General features: G+C 38.4%; 19 protein-coding genes. 16 read left to right on the top strand and 3 right to left on the bottom strand.

All coding sequences use genetic code 11. The features are described 5' to 3' along the window. Window positions 1-79 precede the first annotated feature (79 nt). The 4 genes from ablA to LC455_RS19500 all read left to right on the top strand — a co-directional run bounded on the left by ablA (window position 80) and on the right by LC455_RS19500 (window position 2,956). Window positions 80-1,513 (top strand): lysine 2,3-aminomutase, encoded by a 1,434-nt coding sequence (ablA, locus tag LC455_RS19515; RefSeq protein ID WP_223593221.1) that lies wholly within the window; start codon window positions 80-82, stop codon window positions 1,511-1,513. 5 nt (window positions 1,514-1,518) lie between these two features. Further along, window positions 1,519-1,797 (top strand): YokU family protein, encoded by a 279-nt coding sequence (locus tag LC455_RS19510; protein WP_223593220.1) that lies wholly within the window; start codon window positions 1,519-1,521, stop codon window positions 1,795-1,797. A 109-nt stretch (window positions 1,798-1,906) separates the two neighbouring features. Next, window positions 1,907-2,134 (top strand): YozE family protein, encoded by a 228-nt coding sequence (locus LC455_RS19505; RefSeq protein WP_223593219.1) that lies wholly within the window; start codon window positions 1,907-1,909, stop codon window positions 2,132-2,134. A 126-nt stretch (window positions 2,135-2,260) separates the two neighbouring features. After that, on the top strand, window positions 2,261-2,956 hold the full coding sequence (locus tag LC455_RS19500; protein WP_223593218.1) for a hypothetical protein: 696 nt from the start codon (window positions 2,261-2,263) through the stop codon (window positions 2,954-2,956). Between the two features lies 1 nt (window position 2,957). On the opposite strand, the gene LC455_RS19495 is transcribed toward LC455_RS19500, so the two are convergent. After that, window positions 2,958-3,125 (bottom strand): hypothetical protein, encoded by a 168-nt coding sequence (locus tag LC455_RS19495; RefSeq protein ID WP_223593217.1) that lies wholly within the window; start codon window positions 3,123-3,125, stop codon window positions 2,958-2,960. Window positions 3,126-3,263: 138 nt separating this feature from the next. On the opposite strand from LC455_RS19495, the gene LC455_RS19490 reads away from it, so the two are divergent. From LC455_RS19490 to LC455_RS19475, 4 genes are all read left to right on the top strand, one after another. Then, window positions 3,264-3,437, top strand: coding sequence for a YozD family protein (locus tag LC455_RS19490; RefSeq protein ID WP_223593216.1), 174 nt, complete (start codon window positions 3,264-3,266; stop codon window positions 3,435-3,437). 362 nt (window positions 3,438-3,799) lie between these two features. Further along, window positions 3,800-4,621: a serine/threonine protein kinase gene (locus tag LC455_RS19485; RefSeq protein ID WP_223593215.1), complete on the top strand. Its 822-nt coding sequence runs from the start codon at window positions 3,800-3,802 to the stop codon at window positions 4,619-4,621. Beyond that, on the top strand, window positions 4,608-5,378 hold the full coding sequence (locus LC455_RS19480) for a sporulation protein (RefSeq protein ID WP_223593214.1): 771 nt from the start codon (window positions 4,608-4,610) through the stop codon (window positions 5,376-5,378). Before LC455_RS19485 ends, LC455_RS19480 begins: the two co-directional genes overlap by 14 nt. A gap of 156 nt (window positions 5,379-5,534) precedes the next feature. Next, on the top strand, window positions 5,535-5,846 hold the full coding sequence (locus LC455_RS19475) for a hypothetical protein (protein ID WP_223593213.1): 312 nt from the start codon (window positions 5,535-5,537) through the stop codon (window positions 5,844-5,846). Window positions 5,847-5,886: 40 nt separating this feature from the next. Here LC455_RS19475 and LC455_RS31490 read toward each other — a convergent pair whose 3' ends face one another. Beyond that, window positions 5,887-6,015, bottom strand: coding sequence for a hypothetical protein (locus tag LC455_RS31490; protein WP_263297846.1), 129 nt, complete (start codon window positions 6,013-6,015; stop codon window positions 5,887-5,889). A 156-nt stretch (window positions 6,016-6,171) separates the two neighbouring features. Between LC455_RS31490 and deoD the strand changes: the two genes are divergently transcribed. From deoD to LC455_RS19445, 6 genes are all read left to right on the top strand, one after another. Further along, window positions 6,172-6,876 carry a purine-nucleoside phosphorylase gene (gene deoD / locus LC455_RS19470; RefSeq protein WP_223593211.1) on the top strand — a complete coding sequence of 235 codons (705 nt, stop codon included), beginning with the start codon at window positions 6,172-6,174 and terminating at the stop codon, window positions 6,874-6,876. Between the two features lie 140 nt (window positions 6,877-7,016). Next, window positions 7,017-9,209, top strand: coding sequence for a heavy metal translocating P-type ATPase (locus tag LC455_RS19465; protein WP_317851455.1), 2,193 nt, complete (start codon window positions 7,017-7,019; stop codon window positions 9,207-9,209). Window positions 9,210-9,388: 179 nt separating this feature from the next. Beyond that, window positions 9,389-10,885 (top strand): S41 family peptidase, encoded by a 1,497-nt coding sequence (locus tag LC455_RS19460; RefSeq protein ID WP_440446414.1) that lies wholly within the window; start codon window positions 9,389-9,391, stop codon window positions 10,883-10,885. Window positions 10,886-10,995: 110 nt separating this feature from the next. Continuing rightward, the gene (locus LC455_RS19455; RefSeq protein ID WP_223593210.1) at window positions 10,996-11,250 is read left to right on the top strand and encodes a hypothetical protein; all 255 of its coding nucleotides are present in this window, start codon (window positions 10,996-10,998) and stop codon (window positions 11,248-11,250) included. Window positions 11,251-11,315: 65 nt separating this feature from the next. Further along, complete coding sequence (locus LC455_RS19450) at window positions 11,316-12,236, top strand: CobW family GTP-binding protein (RefSeq protein ID WP_223593208.1); 921 nt, start codon at window positions 11,316-11,318, stop codon at window positions 12,234-12,236. Between the two features lie 71 nt (window positions 12,237-12,307). After that, window positions 12,308-13,129 carry a hypothetical protein gene (locus LC455_RS19445; RefSeq protein ID WP_223593206.1) on the top strand — a complete coding sequence of 274 codons (822 nt, stop codon included), beginning with the start codon at window positions 12,308-12,310 and terminating at the stop codon, window positions 13,127-13,129. 35 nt (window positions 13,130-13,164) lie between these two features. Here the strand turns inward: LC455_RS19445 and LC455_RS19440 are convergent, their stop codons facing one another. Continuing rightward, entirely contained in the window at window positions 13,165-13,410 is a 246-nt protein-coding gene (locus LC455_RS19440; protein ID WP_223593205.1) for a DNA alkylation repair protein, read from the bottom strand. Between the two features lie 96 nt (window positions 13,411-13,506). Between LC455_RS19440 and LC455_RS19435 the strand changes: the two genes are divergently transcribed. Together LC455_RS19435 and LC455_RS19430 are read left to right on the top strand one after the other, a co-directional pair. Continuing rightward, window positions 13,507-13,776: a hypothetical protein gene (locus LC455_RS19435; RefSeq protein ID WP_223593204.1), complete on the top strand. Its 270-nt coding sequence runs from the start codon at window positions 13,507-13,509 to the stop codon at window positions 13,774-13,776. Window positions 13,777-13,788: 12 nt separating this feature from the next. After that, on the top strand, window positions 13,789-14,244 hold the full coding sequence (locus tag LC455_RS19430; protein ID WP_223593203.1) for a FixH family protein: 456 nt from the start codon (window positions 13,789-13,791) through the stop codon (window positions 14,242-14,244). The last annotated feature ends 17 nt before the right edge of the window (window positions 14,245-14,261 follow it).

The following is a 14,261-nucleotide window of genomic DNA, read 5'->3' as shown; positions in this document are numbered from 1 at the left end:
CAAACGGGCGCTCCAGCTCTTAAGCATTGGCACGTTTCTTGCATATTAATAAGTAAAGGTCACGAATGGAGGAATTGTGATGAAACAATTTTTATATAAGCCAAAAAGGCATTGGAAGGATATTGAGCTTTGGAAGGATGTTACCGAAGAACAGTGGAACGATTGGCTGTGGCAGCTGACAAATACGATTCGAACGTTAGATGACTTGAAAAAAGTTATCAATTTGACGCCGGATGAAGAAGAGGGAGTAAGAATTTCGACGAAAACAATCCCCTTAAATATTACACCCTATTATGCTTCCTTGATGAATCCAGATGACCCACGCTGTCCGATTAGAATGCAGTCTGTACCCATTTCAAAAGAAATTTATAAAACCAAGTATGACCTCGAAGATCCATTATACGAAGATGAAGATTCACCCGTTCCTGGGTTAACCCATCGTTATCCAGACCGGGTGCTCTTTCTAGTAACCAATCAATGTTCCATGTATTGCCGCTATTGTACAAGACGGCGCTTCTCGGGGCAAATTGGCATGGGTGTTCCAAAGAAGCAGCTGGATGCAGCGATTGGATATATCCGGCAAACCCCGCAGGTAAGGGATGTATTGATTTCCGGAGGGGATGGCCTCCTTATTAATGATAATATTTTGGAATATATTCTTAAGAACCTAAGGGAAATTGATCATGTAGAAATTATTCGGATAGGGACGAGGGCCCCGGTTGTATTCCCGCAGAGGATTACGGAAAATCTCTGTAATATTTTAAAAAAATATCATCCGGTTTGGCTGAATACCCATTTTAATACGTCGATCGAAATCACGGAGGAATCGAAACGTGCCTGTGAAATGCTCGCCAATTGCGGCGTTCCAGTTGGCAATCAGTCTGTTATTCTAGCAGGTATTAATGACAGCGTTCCAATTATGAAAAGGCTGATGCATGACCTTGTGAAAATTCGTGTACGGCCATACTATATCTATCAATGTGATCTTTCAGAAGGCATCGGCCATTTCCGTGCACCTGTTTCAAAAGGCCTTGAAATCATTGAGGGATTAAGAGGACATACAAGCGGCTATGCAGTGCCTACTTTTGTCGTTGATGCACCGGGAGGAGGCGGAAAAATTGCCCTTCAGCCTAATTATTTAATTTCGCAAAGTGCGGAAAAGGTTGTCCTACGGAACTTTGAGGGTGTTATTACTTCGTATCCTGAACCAGAAAACTATGTCCCTGGAAGGGCGGAGAACTACTTTAAAGAGGTCTATCCAGACATGGAAGAAAAACGCTCCCTTGCCGGGATAGCGGGGATTATGAATGACCAGCACTTTAATCTCGTTCCGGAAGGATTATCAAGACTGAACCGCCGTAAGGATTACAATCAAGACCCTGCTCATACATCGCTTAAAGATAAACGAAGCAAACGGGATGAATTGAAGGATAAGAAATATAAGGCACAAACCCAAAAAGAAAAGGAAAGTCATGAAACACCTAATTCCAGCAGTACGACAGAGGGGGTTTAGGGCAAATGGTGTGTGAGTGGTGCAGCAGCCCAAATGTTAAAAGATTGACAGGTTCGGTTTATTGGGAAATCCCTGATGGAACACGGGCAATTGAAATATCTGAGACGCCGACTCTCTCTTGTCCGGATTGTTCGATGGTCTATCAGAGTGAGCCGATAGTAAAAGAAATTGAGAACCAATTATATTTAATTGATTGCCGTAAGGTTGGAAAAGTGATTACCTTTGAAGAATTAATGGCAATCCCGAGGCTATTAAAGAAAAATTACTTTGATTTCTCTTCCTAAAAGTAAGCAGCCTAAATATCAGGCTGCTTTTGCTATGTGAAACTTTACGCTGCCAACTATATCCGTTATAGTATGGAATATAAATAAAACGGATTAGAAAGGCGTTATCATGAGCAAATCATTTTATCATTTCTTAATGAAATATCGGCATCCTTCCCCTAAGGACGCAATGAGCCTATTTGCGAATCATGCTTATTTAGATCATAGTTTTCCAAAAAATTCATCTGATTACCACGAATTAAGCTCGTATCTGGAATTGAATGGTCACTATTTGGAATCGATGTCTATATTTGATGAAGCCTGGCAGTTGTATATCATATCTGAAAATAAAGCATAAAAAGAAATCGTCTCCTCGTTGGAGGCGATTTTTTCATTTTATAATTGTCATGCGCTTTTATAAATAGCTGCGCATATACTATTGTAATCAAAATTCACGACTAATCATTTGAGAGGATGGGAGGACATGGCAAAACGAAAAAAACCGAAGTACAAGATCGGTGATACGGTCGTGATTACAATATATGGTACTGTTGGCAGAGTTACAGATGTAAAATGGCTCGACGGAAAGTATGTGTATGAAGTGAATAAGAGTGATGGGCTGTTCATTGAGGAAGCCTTGCAATTACTCTCCGAATATGACGGCACGATAATGGAACAGGAGCAAATTGATATAGAATATAAATTTTTTATCGGTGATTTAGTTCAAGTAGCCGGTTATGGTGCAGATTTATTTAAAGTGGTTGGCTTCCGTACCGAAATATGGCGCTATAAGGATGATGCATGGGAAGATGTTATCTATGAACTATCCAGAGTAAGTGATGGGGAGTGGCTTGAAGCAGGAGAAGAGGAACTGACGCTTGTGGCGGATGCGGAGAGTGCAGACACATTTATTCAAAAACTAGGCCTCTTATACTTAGTGAATAAGCAAGAAAAAACAACAAAAAATCCTAATTTGCAAAACATGGTAAGGAAAGCGGAATTTGAAGAAATCGAGCGTAAAAAGGAAAAGAAGGAACTAATTGATAATTTGTTAGATATATTCAACGATTATCGAATACTATATGAATTATTTCATGATCAAGAATACTATCAAGTCATGCGAGTTATTCTCAGAAAATTAGAGAGCCTTGTAAGCAACGATGGCAAAAGCCATGTGTAGCCTATAACCGTGTTACCGCAAACAATAAATACAAAACAAAAGGAATTCCGGCCCATTTAATTAGAAAAAACATCGCACTGAGGAAGTTTTCCATCATTTGTACAGTTTGCCCATCTTCTTTGTTAACATCTTCCATTAATGCCTCAAACTTTGTTTGTAAATTTAACATGATATCACCTCAAGTAGGATTATTTACTTCAAACATATGCTTGTCCGATTAAAAAAAGACATGTTTCTTTTTTTAATAAATTGAAATAGCATGAAAAGGCCATGTACATCATACATTCTGTAAAAAGGGGGCGATGCTATGAGAGAAATTGAAGTATTTATTGATACAGAAGAAATTGCCGAATTTTTCTTTCATGAGCTTGTAAAAAGGGGATACGTTCCTAGCGAAGAAGAATTGGAAGAACTCGCTGACATTACCTTTGAATATTTAATTGAGAAAAGTATCATCGATGAAGAAGTGCAAGATGAATAATAAACATTGAATGAAAGAAGGGAAAAGCCTCTTCTTAAAATAGATGGAGACGAAAGACGAGCATTCTGTGCTCGCTTTTTGTTTGATTCGATGAAATGAATTATTTTTTTTAAAATAGCGAAACCATTATTTTTCTTATTCGTATATATTGGTACGAAGATGAGGAGGGATTAGGATGTTCAAAAAAATCCTTAAATCAATTATTAAAAGCAAACTGAGCAATGGGCATCATAAATACAGCTCATCAAGCGATGCCTGGAAGAAGATGAACCATTATAATCACAACCATCTAGGGCACCATCATTATAAAAAGAAGCATAAAAGCGGCAGTTTTATGTCTAGTTTCTTTAGTAGTTAAATAAATGGTAAAAAAAATCATTTTATTATTTTCCAATCTTTTCGAAAGGCCGTTCTCTAAAGAAAAAATTCTGGCTGGCCGCTATCAGGTGATCAGCCATCTCGGTATGGGCAGCTATGGGCACAGCTATCTAGTAGTAGATTTAGTTACTCAAACGAAAAAGGTTCTAAAAGCACTTCGCCTTCACAAAAGAATAACCAAGGCTGGAAGACAAGGCTTTGAGTTAGAAAAAGTATTATTAAATTCGATGGATAATCCAGGATTTCCAATGTATTTTGAGGACGGGACATTTAAGAAAATCCCCTATTATACGATGGAATTTATTGACGGCAAGAATTTTGAACAATTAATTTTTGCTGAAAATATGGTCATTCCTGAAAGAGAAGCGTTTAGGATTGCTTTCGAATTATTAGAACATATTGAATATCTTCATAGTCGTAATCTTATCCATCGTGATATCCGTATTCCTAATGTCATCCAAGCCGGATCAAAGATTAGGCTGATTGATTTAGGACTTGCTAGACCTTTGAATTTTAAATACAAAGAGAAACGACGCAAACTGGATTTACGTAAAGAAGTAAACCAACAGGCGGATTTCTATGGATTGGGCCATTTTCTTTTATTTTTGCTGTATTCCAATTTTACCGTTCAAGAAAATACAGCAGAAAAAAGCTGGGAAGTGGAATTGGATATATCTGATCAAGCAAAACGCATCATTCGCAGGCTTCTGCAAATCGATATTGCTTATGACAATTGCGCTCAAATAAAAGCTGATATTCAACAATTTATACTTAATCAAGGGAGAGAAAAAAATGTCGTTCTTTAACAAAGTATTTGCCAGTGTAGGGATTGGATCAGCAGCAGTAGACACAAAGTTAGAAAAGGATACGTATATGCCGGGAGAGACCGTTAAGGGAGTTGTAGAAATTAGAGGCGGCAAAGTGGAACAGCAGGTTGATGAAATTTATTTAGCATTAAACACAACCTATTTAAGAGAATCTGATGACCGGAAGTATACAGTCACAGCAACGATCGACCGTTTCCGCTTAACGACACCCTTTACCATTAGGTCAAATGAACGAAAAGAAATTCCGTTTACTTTCCAATTGCCCTATGATACTCCATTAACTATCGGTAGATCCAAGGTTTGGGTATCGACTGGCCTTGATATTAAAGGTGGTGTCGATCCAAGTGATCAGGATCATTTAAAGGTGGTCCCTAATCCGTTGATGTCTGCTGTATTTAATTCCGTTGATAATCTGGGCTTTAGAATTAGGGAAGCAGATTGTGAAGAGGCACCTAGAAGATTGCGGGGACGCCTTCCTTTTGTTCAAGAATTTGAATTCGTTCCTGCTTCTGGACCATTCCGCGGCCGTTTAGATGAACTTGAAGTCGTTTTCTTTCCAGCAGGTAACGGGGAACTGGATATAATGCTCCAAGTCGATCGCCGTGCTAGAGGTTTATCAGGTTTATTCTCTGAAGCAATGGGAACAGATGAAACAAATGTGCGTTTAACTGTTACAAATGCAGATATTCCTTATTTAACACAAAAAATTCAAACGGTTATCAGCCGTTATTCCTAAGCATTCTTTGTCCTTTCGCTATTATTTCACATGAATCAGCGGCAAATAAGTAAAAAAAGTCATTTTCGACAAAAAAAGCGGAATTTCTCAGAAGGATTCGACATGGGTCATCGCTAATTATTAGAATATAAAATTAATTCTAATAATTGGAGGTAAATGATGATCAAAGTATTAACTAGAAGAGCAAGTATTCAATATGATGTGACGATCTTTCAAACTCCAAAGTACAGGGAAAATAAAGGGCATAAAGAGGTATATCGAACGACGATTATAGCGAATAGCAGAGATCATTGTCTGCAGGAGACCTTCAGCTGCTTTAATGTGACGGACAGAATCCCTGCTGATTATAGTGGGAGATTTCTAACTACTGGGGATATCGTTTTAATTGATGAAGGCCGCGGCGGCCAGCACTACTATCAATTAAAGCCTGGCGGCTGGTTTCCGATTAATCGAATTATGCTGCTCTAAATAATGACAAAACCTAAGGAAAACATCCTTAGGTTTTTTCTTAGCTTTTGCGGCCGCCAGAAGCATTATGTTCCTTCGCATGTGCCTCGTGTTCAGCTACGATTGCTTCTGCAGGGATATGATTATTTTTCTTTTGTCCATTTACGCGGCTTCGATGTTTCTTTCCCAAAAAACTCAACCTCCTTTTAATTCTAGAAATAGCATCCCACAAAATTAAAATTTCATGTCCGTTTCTGATTTACCTTTTCTAGTGAAAATTGTTTATGTTATAGTGTCTATGGTGCAGAATAATAACTGTACTATTTTTTGTTAGGAGGATTTTGAAATGAGCGTACATATTGGTGCGAAAGAAAACGAAATTGCGGAGACGGTATTGCTTCCTGGAGATCCGCTTCGTGCAAAATATATTGCAGAAACTTTTTTAGAGGATGCAAAATGCTATAACGAAGTTCGAAATATGTTTGGCTATACTGGTACATATAAAGGAAAGAGAATTTCTGTCCAAGGAACTGGAATGGGAGTTCCTTCCATATCTATTTATGTAAATGAATTGATGCAAAGCTATAATGTTCAAAATTTAATACGAGTTGGAACCTGTGGAGCGATTCAAAAGGATGTTAAGGTCCGCGATGTCATTCTTGCTATGACAAGTTCAACGGATTCCAATATGAACCGTCTAACCTTTGGCCATGTTGATTTCGCACCGTGTGCAAGTTTTGATTTATTGAAGAAGGCCTATGATACTGGTTTAGAGAAAGGGCTAAATTTAAAAGTGGGGAATATTTTTACCGCTGACTCCTTCTACAACGATAATGCTGAACTGGAAAAATGGGCGAAATATCAGATTTTAGCGATTGAAATGGAGACAACCGCACTATATACATTAGCAGCTAAATTTGGACGTAAAGCGCTTTCTGTTTTGACAGTAAGTGACCATATTTTGACAGGTGAAGAAACAACTGCTGAAGAAAGACAATTAACCTTTAACGATATGATTGAAGTGGCTTTAGAAGCAGCCATTAAAGAATAATATTCATACGCCTCTTCCGTAAAAGGAGGAGGTTTTTGTTTTTATGGAGAATTTATTATAAAGCAAAAAACTAGTGATAGTGACAAATATCATCGAAAAACATAGGATGCCAGGGTACTGTATTAATTGAGGTGAACAAAGTGAAAGAGCAGCTAAAGTTAGATATATCAGGGATGACCTGCGCGGCATGTTCAACGAGAATTGAAAAGGTTTTGAATAAAATGGACGGTGTCGAGGCAAATGTTAATTTAGCCATGGAGAGTGCCGCTATTTCTTATGAGACTGAGCTGGTTTCCAGTGATGACATTATCGCAAGAATTGAAAAAATTGGCTATGGTGCCAAGAAAAAAATGCAAAGAGAGGAAAAAAGACAGCTAAAAGAAGAAGAAATAAAACATAAGAAACAATTATTAATTCTTTCTATTATTCTTTCTTTTCCACTACTCTATACCATGCTTGATCATGTACCGGTGGAACTCAACCTGCCCATGCCACACCTCTTGATGAATCCATGGTTTCAATTAATCTTGGCAACACCAGTCCAATTTTATATAGGAGGACCATTTTATATTGCCGCTTTTAAAGCATTGAAAAATAAGGGCGCGAATATGGATGTTTTAGTGGCACTGGGAACCTCTGCTGCTTATTTTTATAGTCTTTTTGAAGGTTTAAAGACGCTTGAAAATCAACAATACTCCCCTCATCTTTATTTTGAAACTAGTGCCGTGCTTATCACCTTAATCCTGCTTGGCAAATTATTTGAAGCCATTGCAAAGGGAAGAACAACGATTGCAATCTCCAAACTGCTAAGCTTGCAGGCAAAGGAAGCCATCGTTATTCGTGAAGGGAAAGAGTTTAAAATTCCGATAAATGAAGTTAAGGTGTCAGATCTTTTATTAGTGAAACCTGGAGAAAAAATCCCGGTTGACGGAGAAGTAATCCAAGGAAAAACGTCAGTTGATGAGTCAATGATCACAGGTGAATCTATCCCTGTGGAAAAATCCCCGGGTGATACGGTGATCGGTTCGACCATAAATAAAAATGGAACAATTACAGTGGCCGCTGTAAAGGTGGGAAAGGATACAGCGCTCGCAGGAATTATCAAAATCGTTGAGGAGGCTCAAGGAAATAAGGCTCCAATACAACGGATTGCTGATATTATATCTGGGTACTTTGTCCCTGTTGTGGTTACCATATCATTCCTTACATTTTTTATTTGGTATCTGTTTATTAATCCCGGGAATATTCCAACCGCATTAGAAACATCCATTGCTGTCCTCGTCATTGCCTGTCCATGTGCGCTTGGATTAGCAACTCCGACTTCCATCATGGTTGGCACTGGTAAAGGAGCGGAAATGGGTATTCTCTTCAAAGGCGGAGAACATTTAGAAGCAGCCCATAAAATTGACACAATTGTTCTGGACAAAACTGGAACGATTACAAAGGGACAACCAATCGTTACAGATTTTATCGCCTACCGAGATGAAAAAAAAGTCCTCCAATATCTTGTCTCTGCTGAGAAGTCTTCTGAGCATCCGCTTGCAGAAGCGATTGTTAAGTTTGGAATGGAGAATAGGACAAGTACTCTTCCTGTAAAAAAATTTGCGGCCATTCCTGGTTATGGGATTGAAGCAAAAATAGGCTATGAGGATATATATATCGGCACCCGCAAGCTTATGAATCTAAAAAGAATCCCCTATTTAGAGGTGGAACATGACCTGCACCGGTTTGAGAACGAAGGAAAAACAGCAATGTTTATTGCCATCAATTCCTCCATTATGGGGGTCATAGCTGTTGCAGATACAGTCAAAGAGACAGCAAAAACGGCAGTCGAGCAGTTACATCAGCTTGGGATTGAGGTCTTTATGCTGACAGGTGATAATGAACGGACAGCAAAAGCGATTGCAGCTCAGGTAGGAATTCAAAAAGTAATCGCGGAAGTCTTACCTGAGGAAAAAGCTAATCACGTGAAAATACTCCAGCAAAAAGGAAGAAAGGTTGCGATGGTTGGTGATGGAATAAATGACGCGCCTGCCCTTGCCGTTGCCGATATTGGAATCGCAATTGGAACCGGGACCGATGTGGCCATTGAAGCGGCCGATATCACCATATTAGGCGGAGAATTAACCTTGATTCCAAAAGCGATTTCTTTAAGCCAAAAGACAATTAAAAATATCCGCCAAAATCTCTTCTGGGCTTTAATATATAACACCGGGGGCATTCCTATCGCGGCAATGGGAATGTTGGCGCCATGGGTTGCAGGTGCTGCGATGGCGTTTAGTTCAGTCTCCGTAGTAACGAATTCACTTCGTTTAAAAAGAGTCAAGATTTAATGATAATAAATATGTCAACGGCACCTTCCTTTTGGCAGGTGCTTTTTTAAAGCTTTTAAGCATTTGCTCTATTTTCTTTACATTTTCTTTGTTAATTTTATTAAAAAGATGTTATTCTAAACACTAAGGGTTAAAATTAAAAATGCTTTAACTTGGACATTTCTTATTTTTTATGGTTAATGAAAGTGGTGAAGGCTTTGGAGGAAGAGAAAAAAGACCTGGAAAAGGTTGAACAGGAGCAAATGACGGATAATAGGTCAAGCTATATCCGATTCAAGAAATTCCATTTTATTATGCTTTTGTTTTTTATCGTTTTTCTATCTGCTGGAATTACAACTGTTGCCTTCTCGTTTGGCAAAGAAAAGGTTGTGCCGGCTGCCAATGATAGGCAGGAATTTAATAAGCTATATGAAGCTTATGATACATTGAAAAATAAGTACTACAAAGGAACAAGTCAAAATAAGCTGATCAATGGGGCCATCAACGGTATGGTTGAAGCTCTTGATGACCCTTACTCAGATTATATGAGTAAAGATGAAGCGAAGAGCTTTCATAGCAGCATTTCCTCGTCATTCGAAGGTATTGGTGCAGAAATTCAAGAAAAAGATGGCCATATTACAATCGTTTCACCGATCAAAGGATCACCTGCTGAAAAAGCGGGCTTAAAACCAAATGACATCATTCTATCTGTGGATGGAAAGAGCCTTCAGGGTATGAATTCAACCCAAGCGGTGACAATGATTCGCGGTAAAAAGGGTACGAAGGTTGAATTGTCTATTCAAAGACCTGGCACCACTGCTCCAATGAGCGTACCAATTGTTCGAGATGAGATACCGATTGAAACCGTTTATGGCGAAATGGTGGATGACCAAATTGCCAAAGTCCAAATTACCAGTTTCTCCAGTAATACATCAAACGAGCTTGTTAAGACGCTGAATGACTTACAAAAGAAGGGTATGAAGGGGCTTGTACTAGACCTAAGGCAAAATCCTGGAGGATTATTAGATCAAGCTGTAACAATCTCCAGTATGTTCGTCCCAAAAGGAAAAGTTATCGTTAAAGAAGAAGACCGTAACGGTAAAATTACCGAAATTCCTTCTGAAAATAAGGGTAATCCTACCCTTCCGTTAGTTGTCTTGATTGACAAGGGAAGCGCAAGTGCTTCTGAAATTCTTTCCGCAGCCGTTAAAGAATCTGCTGGTGTTCCGTTAGTTGGAGAAAAGTCATTTGGTAAAGGAACAGTTCAAACTGCTTCAGATTTTGCGGATGGTTCCAACTTAAAATTCACCATCGCAAAATGGCTGACACCAAACGGTAATTGGATTCATAAAAAAGGAATTAAACCAGATTACGAAGTAGCCTTACCTGAATATGCAACATTGCCAATTATTAATCCTGATAAAGAACTAGCGCTTTCTACTTCTTCAACTGAGGTTCAAACAGCGCAAAAAATGCTTAAAGCGATTGGGTACGATCCAGGGCGCGAGGATGGCTTTTATGACGAAAAAACGAAAGCTGCTGTTATCGCATTCCAAAAAGCACAGAAACTCCCAGAAAATGGGGTGCTAAAAGGTGATGCTACCTTGAAGCTAATGGACCTGTTAAGAGAAAAAATTAAAACGAGTGATACTCAATTGCAAAAGGCAGTTGAAGTATTAAAAGGCAGAATGAAATAGCTGACAATGCCCGATTCCATAAGGAGTCGGTTTTTTTATTTGGGCCTGTATATCTCTTAAGGTTCTATCCTAAAATGGAAAGTAAATGAATGGAAGGAAGTATTAGATCCATGAGAAAGCTATGCATAGCTGTAATTTTATTTTCCATTTTGGGCTACGGTCCTCTAAATTCGTTTTTACATATCGGATTTAAGTCTGAAGTGGATTCCGTTTTTCAAAAAATAAAAGATTCGGCTGGATTATCTGAGGAAACGAATAAAAAGGTCGAGAATTTTTTAGTTAATGCTGACAAATCAGTTGAAGAACTAGCTGCATTAGCACCGGTTCTTATCAAAGAAGCATTGAACCTTTTTAAAAGCGGATGATTTTTTCATCCGCTTTTTCAGTTATAATAATATAAGAATCTTAAAAGGTAAGAAGGGAAATTTTGATGAAAAAAGCTGAGGTTTATATATTATCTGGATTTTTAGGAAGCGGCAAAACAACCTTGTTAAAACGCTTGCTTGAAGATGAACAGAAATCTGGAAGAAAAGTAGCAGTGATGATGAATGAGCTTGGAAAGGTCTCGATTGATTCGGATGCCATTGATGAAAATGATGTGTCATTGAAGGAATTGTTAGGCGGCTGCATTTGCTGCTCGATTCAGGACAAGCTTGAGGCACAGCTGCAAGGATTGTTATTAGATGAGAAACCAGAGGTTATCTATATTGAAACAACCGGGGCTGCTCATCCTGTAGAGGTTTTAGACGCAATTCTTTCTCCATTGTTTGCTGATAAACTTAACATAAAAGGGATCATTACTACTGTAGACGGTACAAGATGGCTCAACCGAAAGTCACTAAGTCCGCAGCTGCAGCAGCTTATCCTTGAACAAGTAAGGCATGCAGATTTCATTCTCATTAATAAAATGAATGAACTAACAGAGGGCCAGCAGGCGAATATTACTTTTGAAATGCAAGCTGTTAATTCAATGGCAAGATGCCTCCTGACGAATTACTCACAGGTTTCCATCGCACAACTTAGAAATCTTTCAGTTTCGTTCAATAAAGAGTCGCTGAAGATTCCTTTACATCTAACCACGTTTGTTTACCAATTTACTACATCAATAAGCCAAACTGAATTTGAAAAGTTTTTGCGAGGTTTGCCTGATACGGTTTATCGAATTAAAGGATATATCAAGTTTGATTATTCAGACCATCCATTTCTTTTTCAATTTTCCTATGGCATGCCCTTGTATATCAAGGAATATATGAATTTACCGTTAAATCTTGTATTCATTGGGGAGAATATCGATTGGCCGCAAATTCAAACACAGCTTTTTATCCTTGAAAATGAAAAGAAAAATCGTTAAATCCATGAATGATAATTTCTTCTTCAGGTAACTCTTTTAATGTAGAAAAATTCACATTAAGGGGGGATTTCATGAAGAGAGTATCGATATTTTTCGTATTAATTGTCATCCTCCTGCATGGACAAGGTGTTCAAGCTGCCACAGATATTAGCTATAAAATAGAAATGTTAAATTGGAAAGAAGTCAATCACATTTTGCCTAAATACACCAAATTTACTGTCATGGACATTGAAACGGGGAAACAATTTAAAGTACAACGCCGGGCAGGCAGTCATCATGCAGATGTACAGCCCTTAACCGCCAAAGATACAAAAATCATGAAAAAAATCTATGGGGGAAAATGGAGCTGGAAACGTCGTGCGATTATCGTAATGCATAAAGACCAATGGATCGGGGCTTCTATGCACGGAATGCCTCATGGAGCAGGAGCACTTAAGAATAATTTTCCAGGACATTTTTGTATTCATTTTTTTGGCAGTACAACCCATCGGACCAACTCAATGGACTTATCGCATATGCTCATGGTGTTAAAGGCCTCTGGGAAACTAGATGATTATTTAGGAAAAGCAAATCCATATGATGTAATAAATGCCTACATAGCTGGCTTTAAACAGCAAGATAGACAGATAACTGCTGAGGCCTCCCTGCAAAAAATTAAGTGGAAGCCTATTTTAGACAAAGTCGAAAATGTTAGAATTTCCAGAATGGAGGAGCTGCCCCCAGAGGATTTAACGGAGGAAATTAGTTTAGATGTACCAGTTGTAGTGGATTGGTTTATTAAGAATAGGGGAAGTCAATCATTTAATGGAAACATTCACTTAATTCGCTATTCCCCCGCAGAAGCTTGGAAAGTGGATTCTGAGGATTTTTTAAAAGAAAACAGCCTTAAATAAGCGAAAAACACCTTAAAATATAAGGTGTTTTTCGCTTATATTGGCTGCTCACCAAATTTTATAAAGGTACGTTCTTCCTCAATCAAGCCGCATGCACCGCATTGAATCCGATATTCAGGTCCATTATATGGGATGTGAAACGGCTCTAATTCATTTTCACCATATTCACGGACAACCGCACCTGAATGAGGGTCAAGCTTTACGGAATGAGAGACTTGTTGAATAATATTAAAGCGGCTTCGATTTGTTTTGCAATTTGGGCATTTATAAGGCGTAGACATAGTTTTCTCCTTTCTACATATTGTTAAAATTTATTTTTTGCAATAATGATAGTAAATATGTAACAATGGCAATGGCAGGAAAGAGGAGGGAAATCTTTGCCTATAAATTTTGATGCTTTATTAGAACAATATCGCTCGCTTTGGAACAACCGGATATTAGCAACAGGCGAAAAAAACAGTGAAGAAATTATACGTGAGTCCATTAAAAGGGAGCTATTAGACGAGAACTCCCATCCTAGAATAAGGAAAGGCAAGTATGAAAAATATTACTCCGCCACTAAGAGAGTTGCCGATTCTAATATTGCGGAGGAAGTTAAAATACAGTTAATCGCGCTTCATATTGAAATGATGGAAGAATTAAATTAGGAGTGACCTATAATGAAAAAGCTTGTAATCGGTATTATTTCTATTCTTTTCCTGATTGTTGCTGTGTCCTGCAGTAAAGAACAGGAGCAATCATCTGATCTGCCAGAAATGGTGGAAGTCAATTTAACAATCAATCCAGAACAGGCAAAATTAAATCAGCCTGTCACTTTTGAAGCTAAAGTTACTCAAGGAAAGGAAGCGGTTAATGATGCTGATGAAGTGATATTCGAGATTTGGCGTTCGAAAGATGAAAAGCACCAAAAAATCGCGATTAAAAACCCGAAGAACGGAATTTACCGTCTGGAGAAATCGTTTGATCAAGAAGGTACATATTATATCGTTTCACATGTTACCGCAAGAGATATGCACAATATGCCAAAAAAAGAATTTGTTGTCGGAACTCCTAGTGAAAAAGAGGATCCAAACGCGGAAGATTCCATGGAAGGTATGAACATGGAGGGACATTAAAAGACAGCCGCGATGGC

It is taken from the genome of Neobacillus bataviensis, assembly GCF_019969725.1.
Note: the sequence above shows the minus strand (reverse complement) of the source record. Positions and strands in the feature narration are given on the sequence as shown.

Coding starts and splice junctions, on each gene's coding strand:
- ablA (WP_223593221.1), top strand. CDS start 80: ATGAAACAATTTTTATATAAGCCAAAAAGGCATTGGAAGGATATTGAG.
- LC455_RS19510 (WP_223593220.1), top strand. CDS start 1,519: ATGGTGTGTGAGTGGTGCAGCAGCCCAAATGTTAAAAGATTGACAGGT.
- LC455_RS19505 (WP_223593219.1), top strand. CDS start 1,907: ATGAGCAAATCATTTTATCATTTCTTAATGAAATATCGGCATCCTTCC.
- LC455_RS19500 (WP_223593218.1), top strand. CDS start 2,261: ATGGCAAAACGAAAAAAACCGAAGTACAAGATCGGTGATACGGTCGTG.
- LC455_RS19495 (WP_223593217.1), bottom strand. CDS start 3,125: ATGTTAAATTTACAAACAAAGTTTGAGGCATTAATGGAAGATGTTAAC.
- LC455_RS19490 (WP_223593216.1), top strand. CDS start 3,264: ATGAGAGAAATTGAAGTATTTATTGATACAGAAGAAATTGCCGAATTT.
- LC455_RS19485 (WP_223593215.1), top strand. CDS start 3,800: ATGGTAAAAAAAATCATTTTATTATTTTCCAATCTTTTCGAAAGGCCG.
- LC455_RS19480 (WP_223593214.1), top strand. CDS start 4,608: ATGTCGTTCTTTAACAAAGTATTTGCCAGTGTAGGGATTGGATCAGCA.
- LC455_RS19475 (WP_223593213.1), top strand. CDS start 5,535: ATGATGATCAAAGTATTAACTAGAAGAGCAAGTATTCAATATGATGTG.
- deoD (WP_223593211.1), top strand. CDS start 6,172: ATGAGCGTACATATTGGTGCGAAAGAAAACGAAATTGCGGAGACGGTA.
- LC455_RS19460 (WP_440446414.1), top strand. CDS start 9,389: ATGAAAGTGGTGAAGGCTTTGGAGGAAGAGAAAAAAGACCTGGAAAAG.
- LC455_RS19455 (WP_223593210.1), top strand. CDS start 10,996: ATGAGAAAGCTATGCATAGCTGTAATTTTATTTTCCATTTTGGGCTAC.
- LC455_RS19450 (WP_223593208.1), top strand. CDS start 11,316: ATGAAAAAAGCTGAGGTTTATATATTATCTGGATTTTTAGGAAGCGGC.
- LC455_RS19445 (WP_223593206.1), top strand. CDS start 12,308: ATGAAGAGAGTATCGATATTTTTCGTATTAATTGTCATCCTCCTGCAT.
- LC455_RS19440 (WP_223593205.1), bottom strand. CDS start 13,410: ATGTCTACGCCTTATAAATGCCCAAATTGCAAAACAAATCGAAGCCGC.
- LC455_RS19430 (WP_223593203.1), top strand. CDS start 13,789: ATGAAAAAGCTTGTAATCGGTATTATTTCTATTCTTTTCCTGATTGTT.